This is a genomic window from Streptomyces sp. CA-111067, from assembly GCF_050956065.1.
Lineage (GTDB): Bacteria > Actinomycetota > Actinomycetes > Streptomycetales > Streptomycetaceae > Actinacidiphila.
Map to the genome: position 1 here is coordinate 4,355,154 of NZ_CP192103.1, position 24,036 is coordinate 4,379,189.

Genomic DNA, 24,036 nt, shown 5'->3' on the forward strand with positions numbered 1-24,036 from the left:
CTGGTCGGCCTCGGGTTCACCAGCCGGGCGCTGGCGGTGCAGGGTTAGTCGGACGTTCCGGCGGCGATCAGTACCGCTTCCGGGTGGTCGGATGCCTTCGTGTGGCGGTAGGCGGTGGTCAGGGGGGATGGGCGGAGGTTCAGGGATTCGGCGACGGACCAGTGCCGGTGCTCGGCGAATATCTGCTCGTCCTCGGTCAGGTTCTCGCCGCGGAGCAGGGCGCCGAGGCGGGCGAGGTCCACGGTGCCGGTGCCGAACGGGGCGAAGGCGGCGGGGTCGGCGCCGCGGGGGCCGATCGGCAGTGCGGGGTCGTCGGCGTCGTACAGCACGTCGTCGAACTCGATCTTCATCACGCCGTGCTCGTCCTCGAACGGCTGCCCCAGGTAGCCCATCTCGGAGTGGTACACGTGCACGGACTCCCCGCCCCGGTACACGTACAGGCTCAGCAGGTCGGAGTCGAACACGCTGTGGACGAGCACGTCGAAGCCGGCGCCGGCACCGCTGAGCAGCTCGCCGAGCGTGTCCACCTCCGCGATCCCGTACGCACCCTCGCGCGGCACCACCGCGGTGCGCCCCGCGCCGACCGGGGCGACGATCGCCGTCCACCCGGCCGCTGACAGAGCCGCGCACACCGGCGCCGCATCTGCCATGACGAGCATGCCTTCGTAGGTGGTCCCCATGAACTGCCCCCTTCCCGATCCCCTGTCCTACCGAGAACCGTAGGGCCCACCACTGACAACGCCCGGTCGGCGCGGAGCGCGTGCGCTTCGGTCAGTCAGCCAGCGGCAGGTACACGCGGTTGCCCGCTGCCGCGAACTCCTTGGACTTCGCCGCCATGCCCGCCTCGATCTCCTCGGCCGGGGCCGCGGCTCCGTGGGTGGCGCGGATGTCGTGGGAGATCTTCATCGAGCAGAACTTCGGGCCGCACATCGAGCAGAAGTGGGCCGTCTTGGCGGGTTCGGCCGGGAGGGTCTCGTCGTGGAAGGCGCGGGCCGTGGTCGGGTCGAGGGCCAGGTTGAACTGGTCCTCCCAGCGGAACTCGAAGCGGGCGTCGGACAGCGCGTCGTCCCAGTCCTGCGCGCCGGGGTGGCCCTTGGCGAGGTCGGCGGCGTGGGCGGCGATCTTGTAGGTGATCACACCGGTCTTGACGTCGTCGCGGTCGGGCAGGCCCAGGTGCTCCTTGGGGGTGACGTAGCAGAGCATCGCCGTTCCCCACCAGGCGATCATCGCGGCGCCGATGCCCGACGTGATGTGGTCGTACGCGGGGGCGACGTCGGTGGTCAGCGGGCCGAGCGTGTAGAACGGCGCCTCCTCGCAGATCTCCTGCTGGAGGTCGATGTTCTCCTTGATCTTGTGCATCGGGACGTGCCCCGGGCCCTCGATCATGGTCTGCACCTGGTGCCGCTTGGCGATCATGTTGAGCTCGCCGAGCGTGCGCAGCTCCGCGAACTGCGCCTCGTCGTTGGCGTCCGCGATCGAGCCGGGGCGCAGCCCGTCGCCCAGCGAGTAGGTGACGTCGTAGGCGGCGAGGATCTCGCACAGCTCCTCGAAGTGCGTGTACAGGAAGCTCTCCTGGTGGTGCGCCAGGCACCACGCCGCCATGATCGAGCCGCCGCGCGAGACGATGCCGGTCTTGCGGCGCGCGGTCAGCGGCACGTAGCGCAGCAGCACGCCGGCGTGCACGGTCATGTAGTCAACGCCCTGCTCGGCCTGCTCGATGACGGTGTCCCGGTAGACCTCCCAGCTCAGCTCCTCGGCGCGGCCGTCCACCTTCTCCAACGCCTGGTAGAGCGGGACGGTGCCGATCGGCACGGGGGAGTTGCGCAGCACCCACTCGCGGGTGGTGTGGATGTTGCGACCGGTGGACAGGTCCATGACCGTGTCGGCGCCCCACCGGGTGGCCCAGGTCATCTTGTCCACCTCCTCCTCGATGGACGAGGTGACCGCGGAGTTGCCGATGTTGGCGTTGACCTTCACCAGGAACCGCTTGCCGATGATCATCGGCTCGATCTCCGGGTGGTTGACGTTGGCGGGCAGCACGGCCCGCCCCGCGGCGATCTCGTCCCGGACGACCTGCGGGGAGACGTTCTCGCGCAGCGCCACGTACTCCATCTCCGGGGTGACCTCGCCCCGACGGGCGTACGCGAGTTGCGTGACGGGCGTGCCGGGGCGGCCGCGGCGGGGGAGTCGCGGCCGGCCGGGGAAGACCGCGTCCAGGTTGCGCAGCCCGCCCGCCCCGCCTCGGAGCAGGCCGCCCCGCGGTGAGGTGTGCTTGAGGCCGTCGTCCTCGGGGCGGACCGGCCGCCCCGGGTACTCCTCGGTGTCGCCGCGCGCGACGATCCAGTTCTCCCGGACCGGGGCGAGCCCGCGCCGGACGTCGGTGGTCACGGACGGGTCGGTGTACGGGCCCGAGGTGTCGTACAGCGTCACGTCGGCGCCGTTGGTGAGGTGGACCTGACGGACCGGCACCCGCAGGTCCGGCCGTGAGCCCTGGAGATACCCCTTGTGCCAGCCGATCTCCCGGCCGCTTTCGGTGGTTTCAGGCGTGCTTGCGTCCCGCATGGTCATGAGACCTACTCCCTACGCCGGCATTACCCGGTAACAGGTTCGGCGGTCGGCGCAGCGACGTCAGCGCCCTCTCAGCCCGGTGCTCCGAGCTCCCGCGTGTGCAAAGGTGCTCTCACGTTAGCGGCACCCGCCGGACGCGCACCAGGGGCCCTTGCGATGATCGGCCGGTGGAACCCCATACGCACGCGCACGATCCGGTGCCGCCCGTCTCCCGTCATCTGCGCAAGGTCATCGCCGCGATCCTGGTGCCGTTCGGCGCCGTGGTGCTGGCCGGGCTCGTCATCCTGTGGCCGGGCGGCGCGCCGGGGCACGCGCGGACCGGCGTCGGCTTCGACCAGCAGACCCGGGAGGGCACGGTCACCCGGCTCGTCGACGTGTCGTGCAAGGCGGCCGACGCCGAGCCCTCGCAGCCGACCGGCGGAAAAGCGCCGAGCGACGCCTGCCAGAAGGCCACCATCGAGGTCGCCGCGGGCCCGGACAAGGGCACCACGTTCACCGAGATCGTGCAGCCGGACCAGAGCCGCCGCTACACCCAGGGCCAGGGCGTCGTGCTGGCCTACGCCCCCAACGCCCCGCCCGGCATGCGCTACTCGGTCACCGACGTCGACCGCGGGCTGCCGCTGGCGCTGCTGGCCGGCATCTTCGCCCTCGCCGTGATCGTCGTGGGGCGGCTGCGCGGGGTGATGGCGCTGATCGCGCTGGTGATCTCGTTCGGAATCCTGACGCTGTTCATCCTCCCGGCGATCCTGCACGGCGACAATCCGCTGCTGGTGGCGGTGGTCGGCGGCAGCGCGATCATGCTGATCGCGCTCTACCTCTCGCACGGGGTGAACGCGCGCACGTCGGTCGCCGTCATCGGCACGCTGTGCTCGCTGTTCCTGATCGGCCTGCTCGGCTCGGTCTTCATCGGGTGGGCGCACCTGACCGGCAACACCTCGGACGAGACCGGCCTGATCCACAGCCTCTACCCGGACATCCAGATCAAGGGGGTGCTGCTCGCGGGCGTCATCATCGGCTCGCTCGGGGTGCTCGACGACGTGACCGTCACGCAGGTCGCCTCGGTGTGGGAGCTCAAGGACGCCGACCCGGGCGCGAGCTGGCGCAAGCTGTACGGCGCCGGCATGCGGATCGGCCGCGACCACATCGCCTCGGTGGTGAACACGCTGGTCATGGCCTACGCGGGCGCCGCGCTGCCGCTGCTGCTGCTGTTCTCGATCGCGCGCAGCGGGGTGCTGAGGGTGGCGAGCAGCGAACTGGTCGCCGAGGAGATCGTCCGTACGCTGGTCGGCAGCATCGGCCTGGTGGCCTCGGTGCCGCTGACGACGGCGCTGGCCGCGCTGGTGGTGAGCGCCGACCGGCGCCCGGCGGGCGCCGATCCCTCACATGACGGGAGCCATACGGTGCCGGCGCCCCGTCCGACGGGCGCGGGCGGCGGCCACCGCCGGCACGGAAAGCCCTGACGGGCCACCCGTCACGCCGGCTCGCGGGAAAGACCCGTCCCGCCCGCTCGCGCAGCTACCAGTCGCGCCGGTTCGACGACTTCGACGACCCGACCCGCTTCACCACGAACACCAGCGCACCGACCAGGATGGCGAACACGATCACCTTGAACAGCAGTCCGACCACGACGGCGACCAGGCTCGCGATCAGGCCGCCGAAGATCACCAGCGCGATGACCGGGATGGCGACCCACTTCACCCACCAGGGCATGCCCTTCAACAGCTTGTCCATGACGCCTTGTCTCCCCTTCGTTCCCCCGTACCTCGCCGGCGGTCCTCCGCCGTCCCTTCGACTGTAGAGCCACCTACCCCCGCCGCGGACCGTCCAAGGGCCCGATCTGACCCTGAACCGACCCCTAGGGCTCCGGCGGTGAGAACACCACCATGACCCTGAGGTCCTCGGTGATGTGGTGGAACCGGTGCGGGGTGCCGGCTGAGACGAAGACCACGCTGCCGCGGGCGACCGTGGTCGTCTCCTCCCCCACGGTGATCGCGGCCCGGCCGCTGACCACCAGGTAGATCTCGTCCTGGGCGTGCGGCGCCTGCGCGTCCACCTCGCCCGCCTTCAGTGCGTAGAGCCCGGCCGACATGCTGCGCTCGCGCAGAAAGCGCAGATAGGCGCCCTCGTTGGCGGCCCGCTCCGCATCCAGGTCGTCCAGCCGGAACACCTTCATGCGTACCCCTTCTGTCACAGCCGGTCAGGACCCTGTCCGGTCCCTTGCCTGGCCGATCACTTCTGCGACGATCACACCATGAAGAACTTCCTCGTCAAGACCCTGGCCAACGCCGGCGCCCTCGCGGTGGCCACCTGGATACTCAAGGACATCACCCTCACCGGGCACAACAAGGCACACGAAGTGCTGACGCTGATCCTGGTGGCACTTGTCTTCGGCGTCGTGAACTGGCTCGTGAAGCCGATCGTGAAGGTGCTGTCCTTCCCGCTGTTCATCCTCACCCTCGGGTTGATCACCCTGGTGGTGAACGCGCTGATGCTGCTGCTGACGTCCTGGCTCGCGGACAAGCTCAGCCTCAGCTTCCACGTGGAGGGCTTCTGGACCGCGGTACTGGGCGGTCTGATCATCAGCATCGTGTCCTGGGCGCTGCACGTCGTTCTCCCGGACGACGAGTGAGCGCGCAGCAGGCGGGGGTTCCGGGGTCGGGCGACAGCACCCGCAGCGTGCACGCCGGGCGGCCGGCGCACACCGCCTATGAGCCGTCGCTGCCGGGGCCGGTCTTCGTCTCGCACTACCACCTGCCGGGCGAGCCGGTCGGGCCGCACGTCTACGGCCGGGACGACAACCCGACCTGGGACCTGCTGGAGCAGGCCATCGCGGAGCTGGAGGCGCCCGGCGACCCGGCGGCGTCCACGCTGGCCTTCGCCTCCGGCATGGCGGCGGTCTCGGCCGTGCTGTTCTCGCAGCTCAAGGCGGGGCAGACGGTGGTGCTGCCGTCCGACAGCTACCAGACGACGCGGGCGCTGCGGGAACGTCTGGAGTCCTACGGCATCACCGTCCGACTGGCGCCGACCGCGGGCGACGCGCAGCTCGCCGCGCTCGACGGCGCCACGCTGCTGTGGCTGGAGTCGCCGTCGAACCCCGACCTGGACGTCTGCGACATCCGGCGGCTGGCCGACGCGGCGCACGCGGCGGGCGCGCTGGTCGCCGTGGACAACACCCTGGCCACCCCGCTCGGGCAGCGCCCGCTCGCGCTCGGCGCCGACTTCTCCGTGTCCAGCGGCACGAAGGCGCTCAGCGGGCACGGCGACCTGCTGATCGGCTACGTCACCACCCGCGATCCCGAGCTGGCGGCGGGCGTGCGGTACTGGCGCAAGACGATCGGCGCGATCCCCGGGCCGATGGAGTCCTGGCTCGCGCACCGCTCGCTGGCCACGCTCGCGCTGCGGGTGGACCGGCAGGGGGCGAACGCGCTGACGCTCGCCGAGGCGCTGCTGACCCGGGCCGAGGTGACCGGCGTACGGTACCCGGGCCTGCCGTCCGACCCCGCGCACAAGGTGGCCGCCGGGCAGATGCGGCGCTTCGGCAGCGTGGTGTCGTTCGAGCTGCCCGACCAGGCGCACGCAGAACGCTTCCTGGCCGCGCTGCGGCTGACGGCGGAGGCCACCAGCTTCGGCAGCGTGCAGTGCACGGCCGAGCGGCGGGCCCGCTGGGGCGGCGACGCGGTGCCGCCCGGCTTCGTCCGGTTCTCGGTGGGCATCGAGGACGCGGAGGACATCGTGGCCGACGTGCGGCAGGCGCTGGACGCGGCGGCGTCGGGTCCGGCGGCCGGCTGACGGCGCCCGGCGCGCGGCCCGGGGGAGCAGGCTCCGGGCGGCCGGGCGGCAGCGGAAGCGGACGGCCGGGGCAGGGGCGCACAGGGCGCGGCGGCGGGTCACGGGGGGAGGCGAACGCTCCGATTCGGGGCCGCGGGCACGTTTGCCCCCGGCCCCGCCGCGGCAGATCTCCTGCATGCCCCCGGAGACGTATTCCAGCCCCGCCACCACTCGCCCGGTGGTCAAGCGCACGGCTCGCGCCATCATCCTGGACGGCGACGACCTCGTACTGATCAAGCGCACCAAGCCCGGCATCGCACCGTACTGGCTCACGCCCGGCGGCGGGGTCGAGGACGACGACGCGAGCGTGCTCGCCGCGCTGCACCGCGAGATCGACGAGGAGCTCGGCGGCAAGGTCACCGACGTGGTGCCGGCCTTCCTCGACACCGTCGAGCACATCGCTGAGGACGGCTCGCACGGCGTGAAGGTGCAGTTCTTCTTCGCCTGCCGGCTGGCCGCGCTCGACCTGGACCGGCGGCACGGCCCGGAGATCGACGAGCCGTGCGGCGAGTACGAGGTGGTGCGGGTGCCGTTCAGCCGGCTGGGCATCGCCTCGGTCGACATCATGCCGCTGACCCTGCGGCACTACCTGGACGCGAACATCGAGGGCGTACTCGGGCTGCTCGGCCCGGACCTGGACTGACCCACGGCGCTGCGGCCGGCGCGGAGCCGTCCTCGTCAGGACGGAACGGTGGACCCGACGGTCAGCGCGGGCTGAGGGACAGCTCCTGCACCTGATCGTGCCGTATCCGGTGCGACGGCACCCCGATCCGCACCAGCGTGTCCAGGCTGCTGCGGATCATGCCGGGCGGCCCCGCCAGATACGCGTCGTAGGCGTCCCACGGCCCGTACTCGCGGACGGCCTCGGGCAGCGGCCCGGTCAGCGCGTCGCTCGGGGTGTCGGCGACCACCGTGCGCACCGACAGCCAGGGGTGCTCGCGCTGCATCCGCTGCATGGAGTCCAGGTCGTAGAGGTCGTGGGTGCGCCGGGCACCGTAGAACACCTGCACCGGGCGCCGCCCGCCGTGCCGGGCCACGTCCTCCACCAGCGCCCTGATCGGGGCGATGCCGGTGCCGCCGCCGAGGCAGAGCATGCCGTTGTCGCTGCCGTGGTCCACCACCATCGAGCCGGCCGGCGGGCCGAGCCTGACGGTCTCACCGACCCTGGTCCTGTTCACCAGCGCGTTGCTCACCCAGCCGGCCGGCACCGCACGGATGTGGAAGGTGAGCAGGCCGTCGTCACGCGGGGCGGCGGCGAACGAGTAGTGCCGCCAGATCCGCGGCCACCACGGCGTCTCGATCGTGGCGTACTGCCCGGCCAGGAACGGATACGGCTGGTCGGGCCGTACGGTGACCACCGCTATGTCGGGCGTCCGCAGCGCGTGGGCCACCACCTCGGCCTGCCACCAGGGCGGTGCGTGCTGCTCGTCGGCCGCCGCCGCGTCGATCATGATCTGCGAGATCGTCCGGTACGCCCGCACCCACGCGGCCTCGGTCTGCGGGGTCCAGACGGCCTCGGCGTACCGGGCCAGCGAGCCGAGCAGCGCCTCGCCGACGGCGGGGTAGTCCTGCGCGCGGGTGCCGTACTTGCGGTGCCCGCGGCCGAGATGCGAGAGGTAGCCGTGCAGCGCGCCCGGGTCGTCGATCTGGCCGGCGGCGGTGAGCAGCGCCTTGAGCAGCCGGTCCCGCTGGGTGTCCATCGCGGCCGGGAACAGCTCGCGCAGCTCGGGGTGCCGGATGAACAGCAGCGCGTAGAAGTAGGAGACCGCCTTGTCGCCGACCGGCTCGATCTCCTGGAGAGTGCGCCGGATCAGCAGCGCGTCGGCGGACGGAGGCGCGCCTTGGGGCGAAGGGGCGCCGGCCGACGGAGGGACGTCAGGGTCGGGCGGCGGTTCAGCCGCCGGCGGCCCGGCGGACTCCCGCGCTGCCGCAGGTGCCGCCGAGGGCTCGGGGGGTGCCGCGGAGTAAGTGGTGTTGGCGTCCATGGTCAGCGTTGCCCCGAACTCCTCGTCGTTCGCCGCTCTGCGAACTGCCCGCCAGTGCATGGTGCGTAGCGAGCGTGGCACCGAGGGTGATCGGAGGGGACGAATAATCCGAAGGACGGGTACCGGGGCAGTCTGCTCCCCTAGGATCGATCGGCTCGGCTGCCGCACCGGCGCCGATGTTCCACGTGGAACATCCGGCCGGGGCCGAAATAGGTCCGCCGCAGAACAATCCCGTAGCCGACCTATCTTGCTACCCTCGATTCATGACCGTGCAGTCCACGTCCGCACCCGCGTCCACACCCGCGTCCACCCCCAGCGCCCCGCCGGCCCCGTTGAGCGCGAGCCCTGACCTGTCCTATCTGCTCCACCACACCGCCCATGTGCTGAGCACCCAGATGACCGCCGCACTGGCCGAGATCGACATGTCACCGCGCGCGCACTGCGTGCTGGCGCACGCGGACCAGGCCGAGCGCACCCAGGCGCAGCTGGCCGACCTGGCCGACCTGGACAAGACCACGATGGTGGTGACCGTCGACCATCTGGAGCGGGCCGGGCTGGCCGAGCGGGTGCCGTCCGCCACCGACCGCAGAGCGCGGATCATCAAGGTCACCCCGGCCGGCCGGAAGGTGGTGGCCACCGGCCAGCAGATCGTGGACCAGATCCACCAGGACGTGCTCGGTGCGCTGCCCGAGCATGAGCGAGCGGTGCTCGTCGGCGCGCTGAACCGGCTGGCCACCGGCCACCTCGCCACCCCGGTCGAGTCACCGGAAGGCATCCAGGGGGTGCGCCGGCCCCGGCAGTCCCGCAAGTAGCCCTGCGGACCGCATCCCGAGCGGGCCGCGGGCCGCATCCCGAGCGGGTCCGCGAACGCTCCCGCGGCCGCCAAAACCAAGTGGACCCGAAAGAGATAGTCCTCAACAAAACCATCTGCTACGGTCGTTCCTGGCACTTCATCCGCCAGGAGGCGACCTCTGATGCCAGCTCTTTCCCAGCGCCCGCCCCAGAACGCGACCCCGCGCGCGTACTCCCCCGGAGCGGCCCTCGCGGTGCTCAGCGTGGGCACCCTGATGATCATCCTCGACGGCACGATCGTGACCGTCGCCCTGCCGTCCATCCAGCGTGACCTGGACTTCTCCCCGTCCAGCCTGGCCTGGGTGGTGAACGCCTACCTGATCGCGTTCGGCGGTCTGCTGCTGCTCTCCGGCCGGCTCGGCGACCTGTTCGGCCGCCGCCGGATCCTGGTCGGCGGCCTCGCCGCGTTCACCGGCGCGTCCCTGCTGTGCGGCATCGCGAACTCGGCCGGCCTGCTGATCGCCGCCCGCTTCGTACAGGGCGCGGCCGGTGCGATGGTCTCGGCCGTCAGCCTCGGCATGGTCATCGCGCTCTACTCCGAGCCCCGCGGCCGGGCCCGCGCGATGGGCGTCTACAGCTTCGTGCAGTCCGCGGGCGGCACGCTCGGCCTGCTGGCCGGCGGCATCCTGACCCAGGCGCTCAACTGGCACTGGATCTTCATCGTCAACCTGCCGATCGGCGCGGCCGCCGCCGTACTGAGCGTGCGGCTGCTGCCCGACGACCGCCCGGCCACGACCGGGCGGCGGGGGCCCGGGGCGCGCAGGGTGGACGCGTCCGGCGCCGCCCTGGTCACCGCCGCGCTGATGCTCGGCGTCTACACCATCGTCAAGACCGCCGACCGCGGCTGGACCTCGGGCGCCACGGCGGGCGGCGGCGCGCTGTCCCTGGTGCTGCTGGCCGCGTTCCTGCTCAGGCAGCAGCGGGCCGCGCAACCGCTGCTCCCGCTGCGGGTGTTCAGGTCGCGGAACGTGACCGGCGCCAACATCGTCCTGATGCTGATGATCGCGGGCGCCTTCGGCTTCCAGTTCATGACCTCGCTCTACCTCCAGCGGGTGCTGGGCTACGACCCGCTGAAGATCGGCCTGGCGCTCGCGCCGGTCGGGCTGGTGATCGGGGTGATGTCGCTGGTGCTCTCCGCCCGGCTCGGCGCGCGCTTCGGGCCGCGTACGGTCCTGCTGCCGTCGCTGCTGCTGTTCGGCGCCGGCTTCCTGCTGCTGGCCAGGGCGCCGTCGGCGCACGCCTCGTACGCCACCGACCTGCTGCCCGCGCTGCTGGTCTTCGGCGCCTCCTTCGGACTGGCGATGCCCGCACTGATGACGCTCGGCATGTCCGACGCGACCCCCGCCGACTCCGGGCTGATCTCCGGCGTCTTCAACACCGCGCAGCAGATCGGCGGCGCGCTCGGGCTCGCGGTGCTCGCCACCCTGGCGGCCACCCGCACCGCGCACAGGACCGCCGCGGGGGCGGCCCTGCCGGACGCCCTGACCAGCGGATACCACCTGGCCTTCGTGATCGCCGCCGGGCTGCTCGGGACCGCCGCGCTGCTGGCCGCGGTGCTGCTGCGGCCCGGCCGGCCGGCGGCGGCGGTGACCGGCGGCTCAGCCGGGACGGGCGGTGAAAGCGAGGCCGGCACCGCAGGCGAGGCCGACGGCGTCAGCGAGCCCGGCACCGTCAGCGAGACCGGGGGCGTCAGCGGGTCGTCGGCCAGCCCGGGAAGCCGCCCGGCACCGGGGCCGACGGATCGTACGGCGAGCGTGTGAACGTGAAGGAACCCAGGTCGAGATGGCTGAGCGAGCCGTCCGCGCGCCGCACCGGCCGCAGCGTCTCGCTCGCCCAGTAACCCTCAAGACCGGTCCAGGTGCCGTCGCCGCCCGCGCGGAAGCGGGCGCCGCGGCCCTGGCCGGTCAGCGGCGCGAGCTGGAGGTCGCCGGACTGCCTGACGTGCAGCGCGTATTCGTGGGTGCCCCAATACCAGGGCCCGGCGAGGTCGAGCAGCCCGGCGTCGAGCGCGTCGGCCGGGCGCCAGGGCGCGGGCATCGCGGGCTCGGCGTCGGCGGTGATCGCCAGCAGGTCGGTCGCGACGGCGCTGGTGGCGGGCCCCGAGGTGCAGTTGGTGAGCACCACGGCCCCGACGCCGTCAGCCTCGCTCACCCACAGCGAGGTCAGGAAGCCCGGCATCGAGCCGGTGTGGCCGAACAGCGACCGGCCGCCGGTGCACAGCAGTTGCAGGCCGAGGCCGTAGCCGGCGGCGGGGTCGATCTCCTGCGGCGGCGCGGCCGGTTCGCGCATCTCGGCCAGGCTCCCGGCGCCGAGCACCGTCTCGCCGGCCGGCCGCCCGTCGCCGTCGAGCAGGAACGCCGCCCAGCGGGACAGGTCGGCCGCGGTGGAACACAGCTGGCCGGCCGGCGCCATCCGGCCGGTCTCCTGCACCGCCTCCGGCACCATCACGTCCGCCCACGGGTGGACGGCGAAACCGCCGGCCGCGGGCGGCTCCGGCAGCAGCGTGGTGCGGTCCATGCCGAGCGGGGCCAGCACCTCCGCGCGCAGCACATCGCCCCAAGGGGCGCCGCGCAGCCGCTCCACCAGGGCGCCGAGCAGGGCGAACCCGGGGTTGGAGTAGTGGTAACGGCGGCCGGCCGGGTGCTTGGACGGGCCGTCGCCGAGCAGGTCGGCGAGCTCCGGGCGCAGGTCGCCGGGGGTGCGCTCCCACCAGGGGCCCGGGGTCTCGGAGGCCAGGCCGGAGGTGTGGGAGAGCAGTTGGCCGACGGTCAGTCCGCCGGCGGTGGTGCCCGGCAGGTGGCGTTCCAGCGGATCGGTCAGCGCGAGCAGGCCCTCGTCGCGCAGCCGCATCACCAGCACGGCGACGAAAGTCTTGGTGACCGAGCCGATCCGGTACTGGGTGTCGGCGTCCGGCGCGTGCCCGTCGATCATGCTGCGCGAGCCGAACCACACCATCCGCCCGTCGCGCACCACCGCGCCGGCGAGCGAGGGGGTACGGCCCTCGGCCTGCCCCACGGCCACCCGGTACAGCAGCGCGCGCCGGGTGGCGGGGAGCAGTTCGCTCCCGTATCCGAACTCTTCGCCGGGCTGTTCGGTCACGTGCACTCACCTTTTCTCACGCCTGGCCGGCGGGCCGGCCCGTCGCCGCACCCGGCCGCCCGGCCCGGCCGGCGCGTCTGCTCGTCACGCCTGGTTCGTCGCGCCTGGTTCGTCAGGCGAGATCGTTACGATAATCCGCCGCGCCGAACCGCACCGAGATGATCGACATGCGCATCGCGCGCAGCCCGGGAATCCGGTGCGAGAGCGGCGCGATGGCGTACAGGCCGCGGCCCCGCGGCAACGGCAGGCTGCGCACCTCGGCGATCCGCGGCGAGGCGGTGGCCACCTTGCGGTACTCGCCGGTGTCCATGCCCCACTCCCAGCGCGGCGCGCGATAACCGGCACCGCTCGGGCCCGTCCCCGACGCCCCGTCCGACGACGCGTCAGGCCCGGCCGCCTTGCTGCGCGCCACTATCGCCCGCGGCAGCGCGTCGAAGAGGAACCGCCCACCGGGAAAGCACTCCGCGCAGTTCGCGATCAGCTGCTTGACCTGCTCCGGCGGCAGGTACATCAGCAGCCCCTGCGCGGTGACCATCACATCGGCCGGATCCGCGTCGGCCACCTCGTCCATCCAGCGCAGGTCGAGCGCCGAACAGGCCAGCGTGCGGCGGCGCGGCGGATCGTCGGGCAGCAGCGCGTCGCGCAGCTCGACGCTCTCCGGCAGATCGACCGTCAGCCAGCGCACCCGGCCGTCGTCCACCCGCCAGAACTGCGTCTCCAGGCCCTCGCCGAGCGCCACCACCGTGCCGCCGGGCCGCTCGGCCAGGAACCGCCGCACCTCGTCGTCGAGGCAGCGCACCCGCAGCGCGTGCCACTGCGCCATCGGGGAACCGCCGAACCGCTCGAAGGGGTAGTCGATCCGCTCCACGAGCTCCACCGCCCGCGGATCGCTCAGCACCCGCCGGCCCGATCGCCTCGCCTCGGCCGCCCGGTTGTACAGATTCCACAGCGCGGTTTCCGGAACGCCGGTCAGCCCGGCCCTGATCTGCCCGGATTCCCCCGCCCGTTCGGTGCGCCCCGACGTCTCCTCGCTCATTCCCCCACCTTCTCACCGGTGGCCGGCCAGTGGCCCATCCGGCCGGGACGGTCAGGAAGGTTGACAGCCCCTTACGGCGGGCGTAGACATCACGTCGGTCAGAGAGCGCTCTCAGTCAGCTCTCCCGGCCGCCCGCACCATCCGCACCACCGCACGGCAGCACCGCACAGCACCACCCAGCACGGACACCACAGCACGGCAGCACAACCAACGCTCCACGCCGTAGTACGCAGCAACCGCCGACCCCGGCCGCGAGAACGGGGCCGGTGCCCCCCACCGCACCACGGCAGCGTCACATTCCACCCGACCGGACCCACCGGCCGGGCAGCGGCGCGGGTCCGCGATGCCGGTTCCTCCCTCTCGCGGGCCGCATCGACCACAGGAGCAAGAATGAGGGTCACCCCACCCGGGCTCTCCGCAAGCCGTAAACGTTTCCGACGATCACCCCAGGCCGTCATGCTGCTGGCCCTGGCGATGATCGCCTCGGCGTATCTGACGTTCGCCCCCACCCCGTCGCACGCCGCCACCCCCACCCTGCTGTCCCAGGGCAAGCCGGCCACCGCGTCCTCCGTGCAGGACGCGTTCACCGCCGGCGCGGCCGTCGACGGCGACACCGGCACCCGCTGGTCGAGCGCCGCCTCCGACCCGCAGTGGATACAGGTGGACCTGGGCTCGTCGCAGCCCATCACGCAGGTAGTGCTCAACTGGGAGACCGCCTACGGCAAGGCGTTCCAGATCCAGGTCTCGGACAACGCGAGCAACTGGACGAGCATCTACTCCACGACCGCCGGCACCGGTGGCAACCAGACCCTGAACGTCACCGGCACCGGCCGCTATGTGCGGATGTACGGGACCCAGCGCGGCACCCAATGGGGCTACTCGCTCTGGGAGTTCCAGGTCTACGGCGGTTCCGGCGGCGGCGGCACTCCGCCCGCCGTCTGCGGCACCACCACCGCCGCGCTCGGCAAGCCGGCCACCGCCTCGTCCACCGAGAACGCCGGTACTCCGGCCTCGGCGGCCTTCGACGGCAACGCCGGCACCCGCTGGTCGAGCGCCGCGTCCGACCCGCAGTGGGTGCAGGTCGACCTCGGCTCGTCGCAGTCGATCTGCGGCGCCCAGCTGACCTGGGAGACCGCGTACGCGAAGGCGTACCAGATCCAGGTCTCCGACAATGGTTCCACGTGGAACACGGTCTACTCGACGACCACCGGGCCCGGCGGCGTGGAGAACCTGTCCTTCACCGGCACCGGCCGGTACGTGCGGATGTACGGCACGGTCCGGGCCACCGCGTACGGCTACTCGCTGTGGGAGTTCACCGTCCTGACGCCCGGCGGCACCACCACCCCGCCGCCCGGCGGCGGCAACGGGGACTGCCCGTGGGTCGGCTCCACCGCACCGGTGGCCACCCGGGTCGGCCAGGTGATGGCGCAGATGACCACCGCGCAGAAGGTCTCGATCCTGCACGGCAACAACAACGCCACACCGTACATCGGCAACATCACCGGCATCCCGTCGCTGTGCATCCCGAACATCGGGTTGCAGGACGGTCCGCACGGGGTCGGCGACGGCCTCGGCGGCGTCACCCAGATGCCGTCGGCCAACGCCTCGGCGGCGACCTTCGACAACGCGCTGGAGCAGCAGTACGGGGCCTCGATCGGCGCGGAGTTCGCCGGCAAGGGCGTGCAGGTGGCGCTCGGCCCGACGCTGAACATCGTGCGCGACCCGCGCTGGGGCCGGGCGTTCGAGACGTTCGGTGAGGACCCGTACCTCAACGGGCAGATGGCGACGGCCGACATCAAGGGCATCCAGAGCCAGGGTGTGATGGCCGAGATGAAGCACGTGGCCGTCTACAACATCGAGAATCCGGCCGGCACGGTCGTGGTGGACAAGCGGACCATGCAGGAGATCTACCTGCCCGCCTTCCAGGCCGCCGTCCAGCAGGGTTCGCCGGCCGCGGCGATGTGCGCGTACAGCGTCGTCAACAGCGTGCCGGCCTGCCAGAACCCGGACCTGATGAACACCGGGCTCTACCAGCAGGCGAACTTCGGCGGCTTCATCACCAGCGACTGGGGCGGCACCCACTCGACGGTGGAGTCCGCCAACGCCGGTCTGACGGTGGAGATGCCCAACGGGTACTTCTACGCCGACTTCCTGGCCCAGGCGGTCGCGGCCGGCACGGTCAGCCAGGCCACGCTGAACACCATGGTGAGCCGGCTGCTCACCCAGTTCTTCACGTTCGGCCTGTTCGACAAGGCGCCCAGCGGCAACCGGGACGCGACCGTCACCACCCCGGAGCACGTCGCCGTGGCGCTCAAGGGCGCCGAAGAGGGCACCGTCCTGCTGAAGAACAACGGCATCCTGCCGCTGTCCACCGCCACCACCAAGTCGATCGCGGTGATCGGCTGGGACGGCGGCGCCGGGGTGCAGACCATCGGCGGCGGCAGCGGTACGACGACCAGTTCGGGAACGGTGTGGCCGATCACCGGCATCCAGAACCGGGTGGCGGGCACCGGCACGACGGTGCAGTACAACGACGCCACCAACCTGGCCTCGGCCGTCACGCTGGCCCGCAGCTCGGACGTGGCGATCGTCTACGCCAGCGACAACTACGGCAACGAGGAGCACGACACCACCACGCTCGACCTGCCGAACAACGGCGGCAGCTCGGTCAGCCAGAACGACATGATCGCCCAGGTGGCCGCGGCGAACCCGCACACCATCGTGGTGCTCAACAACAACTCGGCGATCAACATGCCGTGGCTGAACCAGGTCGCGGGCGTCTTCGAGGGGTTCTACCCGGGCCAGCAGATCGGCACGGCGATGGCGGCGCTGATCTTCGGCGACGTCAACCCGTCCGGCAAGCTGCCGGTGACCTTCCCGAAGTCGCTGGCGGACGTGCCGGCCAACACCCCGGCGCAGTGGCCGGGTACCAACAGCCAGGTCCAGTACAGCGAGGGCCTGAACGTCGGCTACCGGTGGTACGACGCGAAGAACATCGCGCCGCTGTTCCCGTTCGGCTTCGGGCTCTCGTACACCACCTTCGGCTACAGCAACCTGCAGGTGGGGGCGCTGTCCGGCGGGAACGCCACCGTGCATGTGACGGTGACCAACACCGGGACGCGGGCCGGCACCGACGTGGCGCAGCTCTACGTCGGCGATCCGGCGTCCACCGGTGAGCCGGTGCACCAGCTGCGCGGCTACCAGCGCGTCACGCTCAACCCGGGTCAGGCGCAGACGCTGACCTTCACGGTGAGCACGCACGACCTGGCGTACTGGAACACCGGCAGCAGCAACTGGACCACGGCGGCGGGCACCTACCAGATCCTGGTGGGCGACTCCTCGCGCAGCCTCAGCCAGACCGGCACGCTCAACGTGCCGACCACGGTCTCCGGCACCGTGGCCGCCCCCGCGGCGGCCAAGGCGACCGGCGCGGGGCCGTCGACCGGAGCGGGGCCGTCGCCGGCGCCGCTGTCGGTGCCCAACCCGCACGGCATGAGCACGCCCGTGCACGCCCAGGTGAACTGGACGTTCGACAAGAACAGCGCCACCGGCACCACCTACACCGCGACCGGCCTCCCCCCGGGGATCTCCCTCACCCCGGAGGGCCGGTTCACCGGAGCGGGCACCCGCGCCGGCACCAGCACGGTGACGGTCACCGCCACGTCGCCGACCGGAGCCACCGGTTCGGCGACCTTCCCCTGGACCACCACGTAGCCGTGGCGGTCCGGCTCTGACGAACGCCCCCGAAGCCCTGGTGCGCAGGCTTCGGGGGCGTTCCCCGTTCCGGCCCCGGCTGCCGGAGCTGCCAGGGTGCGCGGCCGGCGGAGCGTCAGAGCACCGCGAGCCGGTCCACCAGGACCGCCACCCTGGTCTCGGCGTACTCCGGCGGCAGCCGGCCCGCGCGGGACAGGGTCGCCAGCCCGTGCAGGGACGCCCAGAACACCTCGGTGAACACGCCCGGCTCGACGCCGTCGCCGGCGACCTCGCCCAGGCTCTCCAGCAGAGCGGCGAAGGCGTCCTTCAGCGGCTCCGGGGTGTCCTCCTGGGCGAAGGCCAGGCCGCCGTCGAGCTGGAACATCGCGTCGTAGACGGCCGGGTTGCGTTCGGCGAAGTCGAGGTAGGCGCGGGCGAGGGCCGCGACCCGCTCGCGCGGGGCGGTCGCGCCGGCGGTCGCGGCGCGCACCGCCGCCGCCAGCTCGGCGGCGCCCTCCAGGGCGACGGCGCCGATGATCTCCCGTTTGCCGCGGAAGTGGCTGTAGAGGACGGGCTGGCTGTACTCGATCCGCTCGGCGAGCCGGCGGGTGGTGACGGCGTCCCAGCCCTGCTGCTCGGCGAGCTCGCGGGCCGTCGCCAAGATGAGCCGCTCGCGCGCCGACCGGTCGCGCTCCTTGCGTTCCTTTACCGACATGAGTCGATCCTAGCATCGCTAGACAAACAAGCGACATTAGAGCTAGCGTTGCATCAACAGCTAGCAACACTAGATTCCGAGGGGACCGATCATCATGCTCAACGCACTCGAGGTGCTCACCACCGTGGTCGTCGGCCTGATGGTGGGCGTGGAGTTCTCCGTCGCCTTCGTCATCAACCGGATCCTCGACGCGCTCCCCGAGGACAGCGGGCAGCTCGGCCGCGCCCACGGGGGCCGGATGCTCGGGGCGGTGATGCCGTTCTGGTACATCGGCTCGCTGGTCCTCGCCGCCGTCTGGGCGGCCGCGAGATGGGGCGACCACGGCGCCGGCCTCGTCGTCGCCGGCGCCGGGCTGCTGGTCGTCAGCGTGGTCATGTCGGTCCTGCTGCTCGTCCCGATCAACAACCAGAGCAAGCAATGGACCCCTGAGAACCGGCCCGAGGACTGGAAGGAGCAGGCGCACCGCTGGGACCGCTACCACTACGCCCGCGTCGCCGTCCTCATCGCCGCCTTCACCCTGCTGGTCACCGCCCTCACCTGAGACTGAGCCATCATGTCCGTGGAGGGGCAGCCGCTTCCGCGGCTCCTGGCCATCTGATGGAAATCCTCACCCGGGGCGGCAACCAGTCATGATCGGCTCGCGGCAGCTCGAGTACTTCCAGGCGGTCGCCCGCGAGCTGCACTTCACCCGGGCCGCCGAATCGCTGCACATCGCGCAGCCCGCGCTGTCCCAGCAGATCCGCAAGCTGGAGCGGCAGCTCGGCGTGACCCTGTTCGAACGGGACAACCACAGCGTGGCGCTGACCGCGGCGGGCGGCGCGCTGCTCGAACACGCCGACCGGATCCTGTCCGACCTGGCGGCCGTCGAGGAGGAGATGCTCGGCTGGGCCGGCGGCGTACGGGGCCGGATCCGGCTGGGCACCGCGCGCGGGCTGATGGCGCAGCTGGCCCGGGTGCTCGCCACGTTCTGCCGGGAGTTCCCCGGCGTCGAGGTGGAGCTGCGCGAGCTGAACACCGAGGAGATGGTGGCGGGGCTGGCCGCCGGGCGGCTCGACGTGGCGACGCTCGCCGCGCCGGCCGCCCCCGGCGACCGCCGGCTGGCCTCGCACCCGCTCGGCACGGAGCCGCTGGTGCTGGTCACCGGCCCGCGGTCGGCGCTGGCCGGGCGGGAGACGGTGCCGGTGGCCGCGCTGGACGGGCAGGACCTGGTGGTCTATCCGGCGGGCTCGGCGGTGGGCGAGATCGTCGCGGCGGCGCTGGCGGCGGCGGGCGCGCGGCCGGTGCAGCGGTTCGAGAGCCGGGAGTACAGCACCGCCCGGGCTCTGGCCGGGGTCGGTCTCGCCGCGGCCGTCATGCCGCGGTCGGTGGCGCGGGCGCCGGGGCCGCCGGTCGCGGTCGTGGGGCTGGAGCCCGAGCTGTACTGGACGCCGACGCTGGCGTGGTCGGCGGGGCGGCGGCCGGGACCCGCGCTGCGGGCGTTCATCGACTTCGTCGTGGGGCACGCGGAGTTCGCGGCTCCGGGGCCCGGTGACCGGTGTGGGGAGGCTGCCGGTGATAACTCTGACGTCTGATCATCAGACCGATCAGGTCTTGGACGACTGACCCGGCGGTCGGCGATCGTGGACGGCGTACCGGCAGGGCCCGGGGAACACCGGGCCGGCCGCCGCGAAGGGACGCAGTCACCATGGTTCACGACCACGACCAGGACCACGATCGCCTTGAAGGCGCAGGACGTACGGAACGTACAGAACGCACGGCGGGGGCGGGGCGCACCTCGCGCGGGGAGCGCGGCGAACGCCTAGAACGCAGCGAGCGCGCCGAGCGCGGCCGGGCCGAGTACCGGGCGCTAATGGGCACAGACCCCGAGGACGGCCTCGGCGCCGTCCTGGCCCGCTCTCCGCAGCTGTACGAGACCGTGGTCGAGGGCGCGTTCGGCGGCCCGATGGCGCACGCCGAACTCACCCGCGCCGACCGGGAGATGGCCACCGTCGCGATCCTGGCCGCCCTCGGCGGGCAGGCGCCGCAACTGGCCACCCACGCCCGCGCGGCGCTCCGCCAGGGCATCGCCCCCTCCCAACTGCGCGCGCTGGCCGAGCACGTGTCCGTCTACGCCGGCTTCCCGCGCGCGCTGGCCGCCCTCGAAGTGATCGACGGCGCGCTCACCGAGTCCGGCGCCGCCCGCCCCGCGCGGCTGCGCACGATCCGGCTGCGCGACCACGACACGCAGGTCGCGCGGCGCGGCGAGAGCGGCCCGCCGGTGGTGCTGCTGCACGCGCTCGGCCTGGACTGGCGGATGTGGGAGCAGGTGATGGACCAACTGGCCGTCGGACGCCGAGTCTTCGCCTACGACCTGCGCGGCCACGGCAGCGCGGCCGGTTCGCCGAGCCCGTTCACGCCGGCCGACACCGCCGACGACCTGGTCGCCGTACTCGACGCCCTCGGCCTCGACCGCGCGCACGTGGTCGGCCTGTCCTACGGCGGCGGCATCGCCCAGACTGCGGCGGTCGCGCACCCGGAACGCTTCGCCTCCCTGTCCCTGCTGGCCACCACCGACCACCCCTTCGACGCCTTCGAGGCCAGGGCCGCGTCCGGCGAACGCGAGGGCATGGCCGCCCAGATCGTCCCCTCCCTGACCCGCTGGTTCACCCCGGGCGCACTGGCCCGCAACGAGTGGCCGGTCCGCTACGCCCGCGAGCGCGTCCTGCGCGGCAACGCCACCGACTGGGCGGCGGCCTGGCGCTCGTTCATCGACCTCGACGTGCAGGGCCGGCTGACCGGCTTCCCGGCCCCGACCCTGGTCCTGGCCGGCGAGTCGGACGCGTCCACCACCCCGGAGATCATGCGCGCGATCGCCGCCTGCATCCCGGGCTCCGTCTACCAGGAACTCCCCGGCACCCCCCACATGCAGTCCCTCGAACAACCGGGCCTGGTGGCCGAGGCGTTGGCCGCGTTCCTGCCCGCGACGGACGCCGGTCCGGCCGCCGCGACGCCGTAACGCCGTGACGGTTGCGAGGATGGTCCTGCCGACAGGGCGGACCCGAGGGGGAGACGGACATGAGCGGACCGACGCGGTTCTGGACGGGCGAGCGGATACGGCTGCGGGCCATGGAGCCCGACGACTGGCAGCAGCTGGCCGCGATCAACCAGGAGGGCGAGACGCAGCGCGACGGCGACCGGCTGCTGGCGCCGATCTCGGCCGTACTCGGGCGCAAGTGGGCGCAGGAGCAGAGCGAGAAGCCGCCGGGCGGCGCGTCGGACGACTACACCATGGTCGTCGAGACCCTGGACGGCGGCGAGTTGGCCGGCGACCTCTCGGTGGGCGGCTGCGACCGGCTCAACGGCCATTTCCACTACGGCATCTCGCTCGGCACGGCCCATCAGCGGCGCGGCTACGCCTCGGAGGCCGTCCGGATGATGCTCTCCTTCATGTTCGGCGAACGCCGCTACCACCGCTGCTACGCCGAGGTGTACGGCGGCAACGCGGCCTCGCTCGCGCTACAGCGCAGGCTCGGCTTCACCGAGGAGGGGGTGCGCCGCGAGCACGCCTTCCAGGGCGGGAGGTACCGGGATCTGCACCAGTTCGGGTTGCTGGCCCGGGAGTTCGAGGAGCGGGAGCGGGCGGCAGGCCGGGAGCCGTACTTCACGTGGTGAGCGGTTTCCTGGACTTCACGCCTGCGTCAGCGCGTTGACGAACGTCTCACGGTGGTCGGTCAGCCAGGTCTGGAGGCGGTCCCAGCGGGACCAGCCGCCGCGCTCGGTGAAGGTCCGCAGGAAGGGCGGGTCCGCGTCCGCGACCCGCCGCTCGACGAACTCCCGGCAGACGGCGGTGGCCTGTTCGATCACCGTCGGCAGCTCGGCGCGCGCCTCGCGGGCGAGGCCGTAGCCGTCGGACAGCAGGCGCAGGCGGGCGGGGGCGTCCACCGGGTCCGGGTAGGAGAAGGCGGCGGACCGCGGGTCGAGCATCGGGACCCAGTAGCGGGCGGTCATCGCCAGGTCCCACAGCGGGCGGCCGGGGGCGGCCAGGTCGAAGTCGATCAGGGCGGCGGCGCGGCCGGCGCGGAAGACGACGTTCTCCGGGCAGACGTCGTTGTGGCACAGCACGATGCCGCTCCCTTGCGCCGTCCCGACCTCCGGGCCCGTCCCGCCGTTCGGCGCCGTCCCGACCTCCGGGTCGGCCATCTCCCGTGACCAGGGCGCCGATCCGTCCACCGGCACGGTGTCGCTCACCGCGTGCAACCGCGCCAGCAGCTCGCCCACCGAGCGCAGCGCGTCGGCCGTCATCGCCCAGCGCGGGAACGGCGGCAGGGCCACGTCCCCGGCCACGAACGTCAGCTCCTCCCGCCCGTCACCGGTCAGCCGCAGCGGCTCCGGCAGCCCGTCGAACCCGCTCCGCCGCGCCGCCCGCAGCCAGGCGTGCAGCCCCGCCGCGTTCCGCGGGGCAGGCCGCCGCACCACGTCCCCGCGCCGCACCACCGCACCGGCGTTGGCCAGCCCGCCGTCCAGCACCTCGTCCGTCTCGTCGCCCGTCTGCGTCACGCCCAGCACGCTACCGCCGCCCTGGTCCGATTGTCGGTCCGCGCTGCTACGCTCTGCTCCTCATGCACAGGCCACGCATCTCGCGGCGGCCGGTTTCCCGGGGGGGAAGACAGTTCATGCGCCGTCATCTGCGGGTGGCCCTGGCGGCTGCCGCCCTTGTCACACCACTGCTCATCGTCTCGGGCGCGGGCCCCGCCTCGGCGGCGGGCCCGTCGCTGAAGGTCGACGCGATCGGCCGGAACGGTGCCGCGGCCGCCCACAGCCAGGTCGAGGTCGTCGACGCCGGGACCGGCCGCCGGGCGGCCGTCGGCGCCGGCGGCCGGACCCTGTCGCTGCCCGCCGGGAAGTACGTCGTCCTGGCCCTGATCGGCGATGACCGGGACCAGGACAACACGCTCGGCGCCGCCGTCGTCACGGTCTCCGGCGCCACCACGACCACCATCGACGCCCGCAAGGGCAAGCCGCTGGACGTGTCCCTCGACACCGCCGACGCCGGCGGCCAGCGGCTCTCCGACGTGATCTGCGCGGGACGCGAATCGCTGAGCGACTCCGGCCTCGGACCGGACAGTCCGCAGCAGCTCTACGTCATCCCCAACACCTCGACGCTGCTGCGCTTCGGCTACGTCTCGGTCTGGGACTCGGGATCGCCGGTCAACGGCTTCCTGGCGACCGGCGGCACGGTCGGGCTGCCCGCGCGGCCGGGCGGCGCCTTCCACTCGGCCGCCATGGCGACCGTGCACGTCCAGTCCGGCGAGGGCCCGAACGCCGGCAACGCGCGTGACCTCAACTTCGTCCCGAGCGGCTCACCCTGCCAGGCCCAGCTGCAGACGAACGTCCGCGCGAACGTCGAGGGGGCCTACTCGTACACCGCGGGGGTCGTCGCCGGGAAGTGGGACGTCCAGTCGATGGACTACTCCGACGCGATCGGGACCCTGGGCTACTACGACGGAGTCCACGACTACGCGGCCGGGAAGTCGTACCAGCAGACGTTCTACCGGCCCGCCTGGGGCCCGGCGCACACCACGCCGTACATCGAGACCGGCGAGCTGCGCTTCGACACGGACCACATGTTCGACGACCCGACGGTGACCGGCGGCGAGCACAGCGCCAAGGTGAGCTCGACGCTCAGCCGGGACGGCGCGGTGATCGCCCGGCAGACCGGCGCCGGCACCACCTACCCGCCGCCGATGTTCGAGGCGCGGGTGGCCAACCCCGGCTGGTACAACCTGGACGCTTACGCCGTCCGGTACAACCCGGGCGTCACCTTCCCCGCGGGGATGCTCTCGCCGTCCTCCCGGGTGGTGTACCACTTCTGGGCCGACCCGCGCGTGCAGCAGTCCGCGCCGGGCTTCCTCACCCGCTTCCTGACCACTGGCCTGGACGAGCGCGGCCACGCCAGGACGCGCAGCACCACCCCGGTCGGGCTGTTCATGGACCGCACCGACTCGACACCGGGCCTCGGCATCCCGTTCCACGGCGACACCGTCAAGACCGTGCAGGCCTGGTACTCCACCGACAATGCCAAGACGTGGCACGGCCTGCCCGTCACGCACACCGGCTCCACCTGGCAGACCGCCGTCCCCAACCCGGCCTCCGGGAAGGTCTCGCTCAGCGCGAAGGTCACGGACACGGCGGGCAACTCGACGCAGACGTACGTGAACCAGGCATACGCGGTCGGTTGATCGCGGGGCCCGACCGGGCGGCGGACCGAGCCGCCGGACAAG

General features: G+C 72.5%; 21 protein-coding genes. 12 read left to right on the forward strand and 9 right to left on the reverse strand.

Going from position 1 to position 24,036, the window contains the following annotated elements:
• Window positions 1–44: 44 nt before the first annotated feature.
• Together ACQPW6_RS18935 and thiC are read right to left on the reverse strand one after the other, a co-directional pair.
• The gene (locus tag ACQPW6_RS18935) at window positions 45–680 is read right to left on the reverse strand and encodes a hypothetical protein (protein WP_433890823.1); all 636 of its coding nucleotides are present in this window, start codon (window positions 678–680) and stop codon (window positions 45–47) included.
• A gap of 91 nt (window positions 681–771) precedes the next feature.
• Window positions 772–2,568, reverse strand: coding sequence for a phosphomethylpyrimidine synthase ThiC (gene thiC, locus ACQPW6_RS18940; protein ID WP_433890824.1), 1,797 nt, complete (start codon window positions 2,566–2,568; stop codon window positions 772–774).
• 167 nt (window positions 2,569–2,735) lie between these two features.
• Between thiC and ACQPW6_RS18945 the strand changes: the two genes are divergently transcribed.
• Window positions 2,736–4,028, forward strand: a complete 1,293-nt coding sequence (locus ACQPW6_RS18945; protein ID WP_433890825.1) for a YibE/F family protein — start codon at window positions 2,736–2,738, stop codon at window positions 4,026–4,028.
• A 55-nt stretch (window positions 4,029–4,083) separates the two neighbouring features.
• Here the strand turns inward: ACQPW6_RS18945 and ACQPW6_RS18950 are convergent, their stop codons facing one another.
• Together ACQPW6_RS18950 and ACQPW6_RS18955 are read right to left on the reverse strand one after the other, a co-directional pair.
• Window positions 4,084–4,299, reverse strand: coding sequence for a DUF5326 family protein (locus ACQPW6_RS18950; RefSeq protein ID WP_433890826.1), 216 nt, complete (start codon window positions 4,297–4,299; stop codon window positions 4,084–4,086).
• A gap of 124 nt (window positions 4,300–4,423) precedes the next feature.
• On the reverse strand, window positions 4,424–4,741 hold the full coding sequence (locus tag ACQPW6_RS18955) for a cupin domain-containing protein (RefSeq protein ID WP_433890827.1): 318 nt from the start codon (window positions 4,739–4,741) through the stop codon (window positions 4,424–4,426).
• A 78-nt stretch (window positions 4,742–4,819) separates the two neighbouring features.
• On the opposite strand from ACQPW6_RS18955, the gene ACQPW6_RS18960 reads away from it, so the two are divergent.
• From ACQPW6_RS18960 to ACQPW6_RS18970, 3 genes are all read left to right on the forward strand, one after another.
• Window positions 4,820–5,197 (forward strand): phage holin family protein, encoded by a 378-nt coding sequence (locus ACQPW6_RS18960; RefSeq protein WP_433890828.1) that lies wholly within the window; start codon window positions 4,820–4,822, stop codon window positions 5,195–5,197.
• A complete protein-coding gene (locus ACQPW6_RS18965) occupies window positions 5,194–6,357 on the forward strand; it encodes a cystathionine gamma-lyase (RefSeq protein ID WP_433890829.1) in 1,164 nt (387 codons plus the stop codon). The genes ACQPW6_RS18960 and ACQPW6_RS18965 overlap by 4 nt, the downstream gene beginning before the upstream one ends.
• Window positions 6,358–6,532: 175 nt before the next feature.
• Entirely contained in the window at window positions 6,533–7,039 is a 507-nt protein-coding gene (locus tag ACQPW6_RS18970; protein WP_433890830.1) for an NUDIX domain-containing protein, read from the forward strand.
• A 61-nt stretch (window positions 7,040–7,100) separates the two neighbouring features.
• Here ACQPW6_RS18970 and ACQPW6_RS18975 read toward each other — a convergent pair whose 3' ends face one another.
• Window positions 7,101–8,441 carry a globin domain-containing protein gene (locus ACQPW6_RS18975; RefSeq protein ID WP_433894586.1) on the reverse strand — a complete coding sequence of 447 codons (1,341 nt, stop codon included), beginning with the start codon at window positions 8,439–8,441 and terminating at the stop codon, window positions 7,101–7,103.
• 203 nt (window positions 8,442–8,644) lie between these two features.
• Here ACQPW6_RS18975 and ACQPW6_RS18980 point away from each other — a divergent pair, with 203 nt between their 5' ends.
• Together ACQPW6_RS18980 and ACQPW6_RS18985 are read left to right on the forward strand one after the other, a co-directional pair.
• Window positions 8,645–9,193, forward strand: coding sequence for a MarR family winged helix-turn-helix transcriptional regulator (locus ACQPW6_RS18980; RefSeq protein WP_433890831.1), 549 nt, complete (start codon window positions 8,645–8,647; stop codon window positions 9,191–9,193).
• Between the two features lie 162 nt (window positions 9,194–9,355).
• Window positions 9,356–10,993, forward strand: coding sequence for a DHA2 family efflux MFS transporter permease subunit (locus ACQPW6_RS18985; RefSeq protein ID WP_433890832.1), 1,638 nt, complete (start codon window positions 9,356–9,358; stop codon window positions 10,991–10,993).
• Here ACQPW6_RS18985 and ACQPW6_RS18990 read toward each other — a convergent pair.
• Together ACQPW6_RS18990 and ACQPW6_RS18995 are read right to left on the reverse strand one after the other, a co-directional pair.
• On the reverse strand, window positions 10,923–12,332 hold the full coding sequence (locus tag ACQPW6_RS18990) for a serine hydrolase domain-containing protein (RefSeq protein ID WP_433890833.1): 1,410 nt from the start codon (window positions 12,330–12,332) through the stop codon (window positions 10,923–10,925). The genes ACQPW6_RS18985 and ACQPW6_RS18990 overlap by 71 nt on opposite strands.
• Window positions 12,333–12,444: 112 nt before the next feature.
• A complete protein-coding gene (locus ACQPW6_RS18995) occupies window positions 12,445–13,368 on the reverse strand; it encodes a class I SAM-dependent methyltransferase (protein ID WP_433890834.1) in 924 nt (307 codons plus the stop codon).
• Between the two features lie 456 nt (window positions 13,369–13,824).
• Here ACQPW6_RS18995 and ACQPW6_RS19000 point away from each other — a divergent pair, with 456 nt between their 5' ends.
• A complete protein-coding gene (locus tag ACQPW6_RS19000) occupies window positions 13,825–17,082 on the forward strand; it encodes a discoidin domain-containing protein (RefSeq protein WP_433890835.1) in 3,258 nt (1,085 codons plus the stop codon).
• A 115-nt stretch (window positions 17,083–17,197) separates the two neighbouring features.
• Here the strand turns inward: ACQPW6_RS19000 and ACQPW6_RS19005 are convergent, their stop codons facing one another.
• Complete coding sequence (locus ACQPW6_RS19005; protein ID WP_433890836.1) at window positions 17,198–17,776, reverse strand: TetR/AcrR family transcriptional regulator; 579 nt, start codon at window positions 17,774–17,776, stop codon at window positions 17,198–17,200.
• Between the two features lie 94 nt (window positions 17,777–17,870).
• Here ACQPW6_RS19005 and ACQPW6_RS19010 point away from each other — a divergent pair, with 94 nt between their 5' ends.
• The 4 genes from ACQPW6_RS19010 (at window position 17,871) to ACQPW6_RS19025 (ending at window position 21,427) form a co-directional block, all read left to right on the forward strand.
• Window positions 17,871–18,317 carry an anthrone oxygenase family protein gene (locus ACQPW6_RS19010; protein WP_433890837.1) on the forward strand — a complete coding sequence of 149 codons (447 nt, stop codon included), beginning with the start codon at window positions 17,871–17,873 and terminating at the stop codon, window positions 18,315–18,317.
• Between the two features lie 88 nt (window positions 18,318–18,405).
• The gene (locus ACQPW6_RS19015) at window positions 18,406–19,347 is read left to right on the forward strand and encodes a LysR family transcriptional regulator (protein WP_433890838.1); all 942 of its coding nucleotides are present in this window, start codon (window positions 18,406–18,408) and stop codon (window positions 19,345–19,347) included.
• 278 nt (window positions 19,348–19,625) lie between these two features.
• Window positions 19,626–20,771, forward strand: coding sequence for an alpha/beta fold hydrolase (locus ACQPW6_RS19020; RefSeq protein ID WP_433890839.1), 1,146 nt, complete (start codon window positions 19,626–19,628; stop codon window positions 20,769–20,771).
• Window positions 20,772–20,830: 59 nt separating this feature from the next.
• The gene (locus ACQPW6_RS19025) at window positions 20,831–21,427 is read left to right on the forward strand and encodes a GNAT family N-acetyltransferase (RefSeq protein WP_433890840.1); all 597 of its coding nucleotides are present in this window, start codon (window positions 20,831–20,833) and stop codon (window positions 21,425–21,427) included.
• Window positions 21,428–21,442: 15 nt separating this feature from the next.
• Here ACQPW6_RS19025 and ACQPW6_RS19030 read toward each other — a convergent pair whose 3' ends face one another.
• Entirely contained in the window at window positions 21,443–22,321 is an 879-nt protein-coding gene (locus tag ACQPW6_RS19030; RefSeq protein ID WP_433890841.1) for a phosphotransferase, read from the reverse strand.
• 107 nt (window positions 22,322–22,428) lie between these two features.
• Between ACQPW6_RS19030 and ACQPW6_RS19035 the strand changes: the two genes are divergently transcribed.
• Window positions 22,429–23,994, forward strand: coding sequence for a hypothetical protein (locus tag ACQPW6_RS19035; RefSeq protein WP_433890842.1), 1,566 nt, complete (start codon window positions 22,429–22,431; stop codon window positions 23,992–23,994).
• Window positions 23,995–24,036 lie beyond the last annotated feature (42 nt).

Coding starts and splice junctions, on each gene's coding strand:
- ACQPW6_RS18935 (WP_433890823.1), bottom strand. CDS start 680: ATGGGGACCACCTACGAAGGCATGCTCGTCATGGCAGATGCGGCGCCG.
- thiC (WP_433890824.1), bottom strand. CDS start 2,568: ATGACCATGCGGGACGCAAGCACGCCTGAAACCACCGAAAGCGGCCGG.
- ACQPW6_RS18950 (WP_433890826.1), bottom strand. CDS start 4,299: ATGGACAAGCTGTTGAAGGGCATGCCCTGGTGGGTGAAGTGGGTCGCC.
- ACQPW6_RS18955 (WP_433890827.1), bottom strand. CDS start 4,741: ATGAAGGTGTTCCGGCTGGACGACCTGGATGCGGAGCGGGCCGCCAAC.
- ACQPW6_RS18960 (WP_433890828.1), top strand. CDS start 4,820: ATGAAGAACTTCCTCGTCAAGACCCTGGCCAACGCCGGCGCCCTCGCG.
- ACQPW6_RS18970 (WP_433890830.1), top strand. CDS start 6,533: ATGCCCCCGGAGACGTATTCCAGCCCCGCCACCACTCGCCCGGTGGTC.
- ACQPW6_RS18975 (WP_433894586.1), bottom strand. CDS start 8,441: ATGCACTGGCGGGCAGTTCGCAGAGCGGCGAACGACGAGGAGTTCGGG.
- ACQPW6_RS18980 (WP_433890831.1), top strand. CDS start 8,645: ATGACCGTGCAGTCCACGTCCGCACCCGCGTCCACACCCGCGTCCACC.
- ACQPW6_RS18985 (WP_433890832.1), top strand. CDS start 9,356: ATGCCAGCTCTTTCCCAGCGCCCGCCCCAGAACGCGACCCCGCGCGCG.
- ACQPW6_RS18995 (WP_433890834.1), bottom strand. CDS start 13,368: ATGAGCGAGGAGACGTCGGGGCGCACCGAACGGGCGGGGGAATCCGGG.
- ACQPW6_RS19000 (WP_433890835.1), top strand. CDS start 13,825: ATGCTGCTGGCCCTGGCGATGATCGCCTCGGCGTATCTGACGTTCGCC.
- ACQPW6_RS19005 (WP_433890836.1), bottom strand. CDS start 17,776: ATGTCGGTAAAGGAACGCAAGGAGCGCGACCGGTCGGCGCGCGAGCGG.
- ACQPW6_RS19010 (WP_433890837.1), top strand. CDS start 17,871: ATGCTCAACGCACTCGAGGTGCTCACCACCGTGGTCGTCGGCCTGATG.
- ACQPW6_RS19015 (WP_433890838.1), top strand. CDS start 18,406: ATGATCGGCTCGCGGCAGCTCGAGTACTTCCAGGCGGTCGCCCGCGAG.
- ACQPW6_RS19020 (WP_433890839.1), top strand. CDS start 19,626: ATGGGCACAGACCCCGAGGACGGCCTCGGCGCCGTCCTGGCCCGCTCT.
- ACQPW6_RS19025 (WP_433890840.1), top strand. CDS start 20,831: ATGAGCGGACCGACGCGGTTCTGGACGGGCGAGCGGATACGGCTGCGG.
- ACQPW6_RS19035 (WP_433890842.1), top strand. CDS start 22,429: ATGCGCCGTCATCTGCGGGTGGCCCTGGCGGCTGCCGCCCTTGTCACA.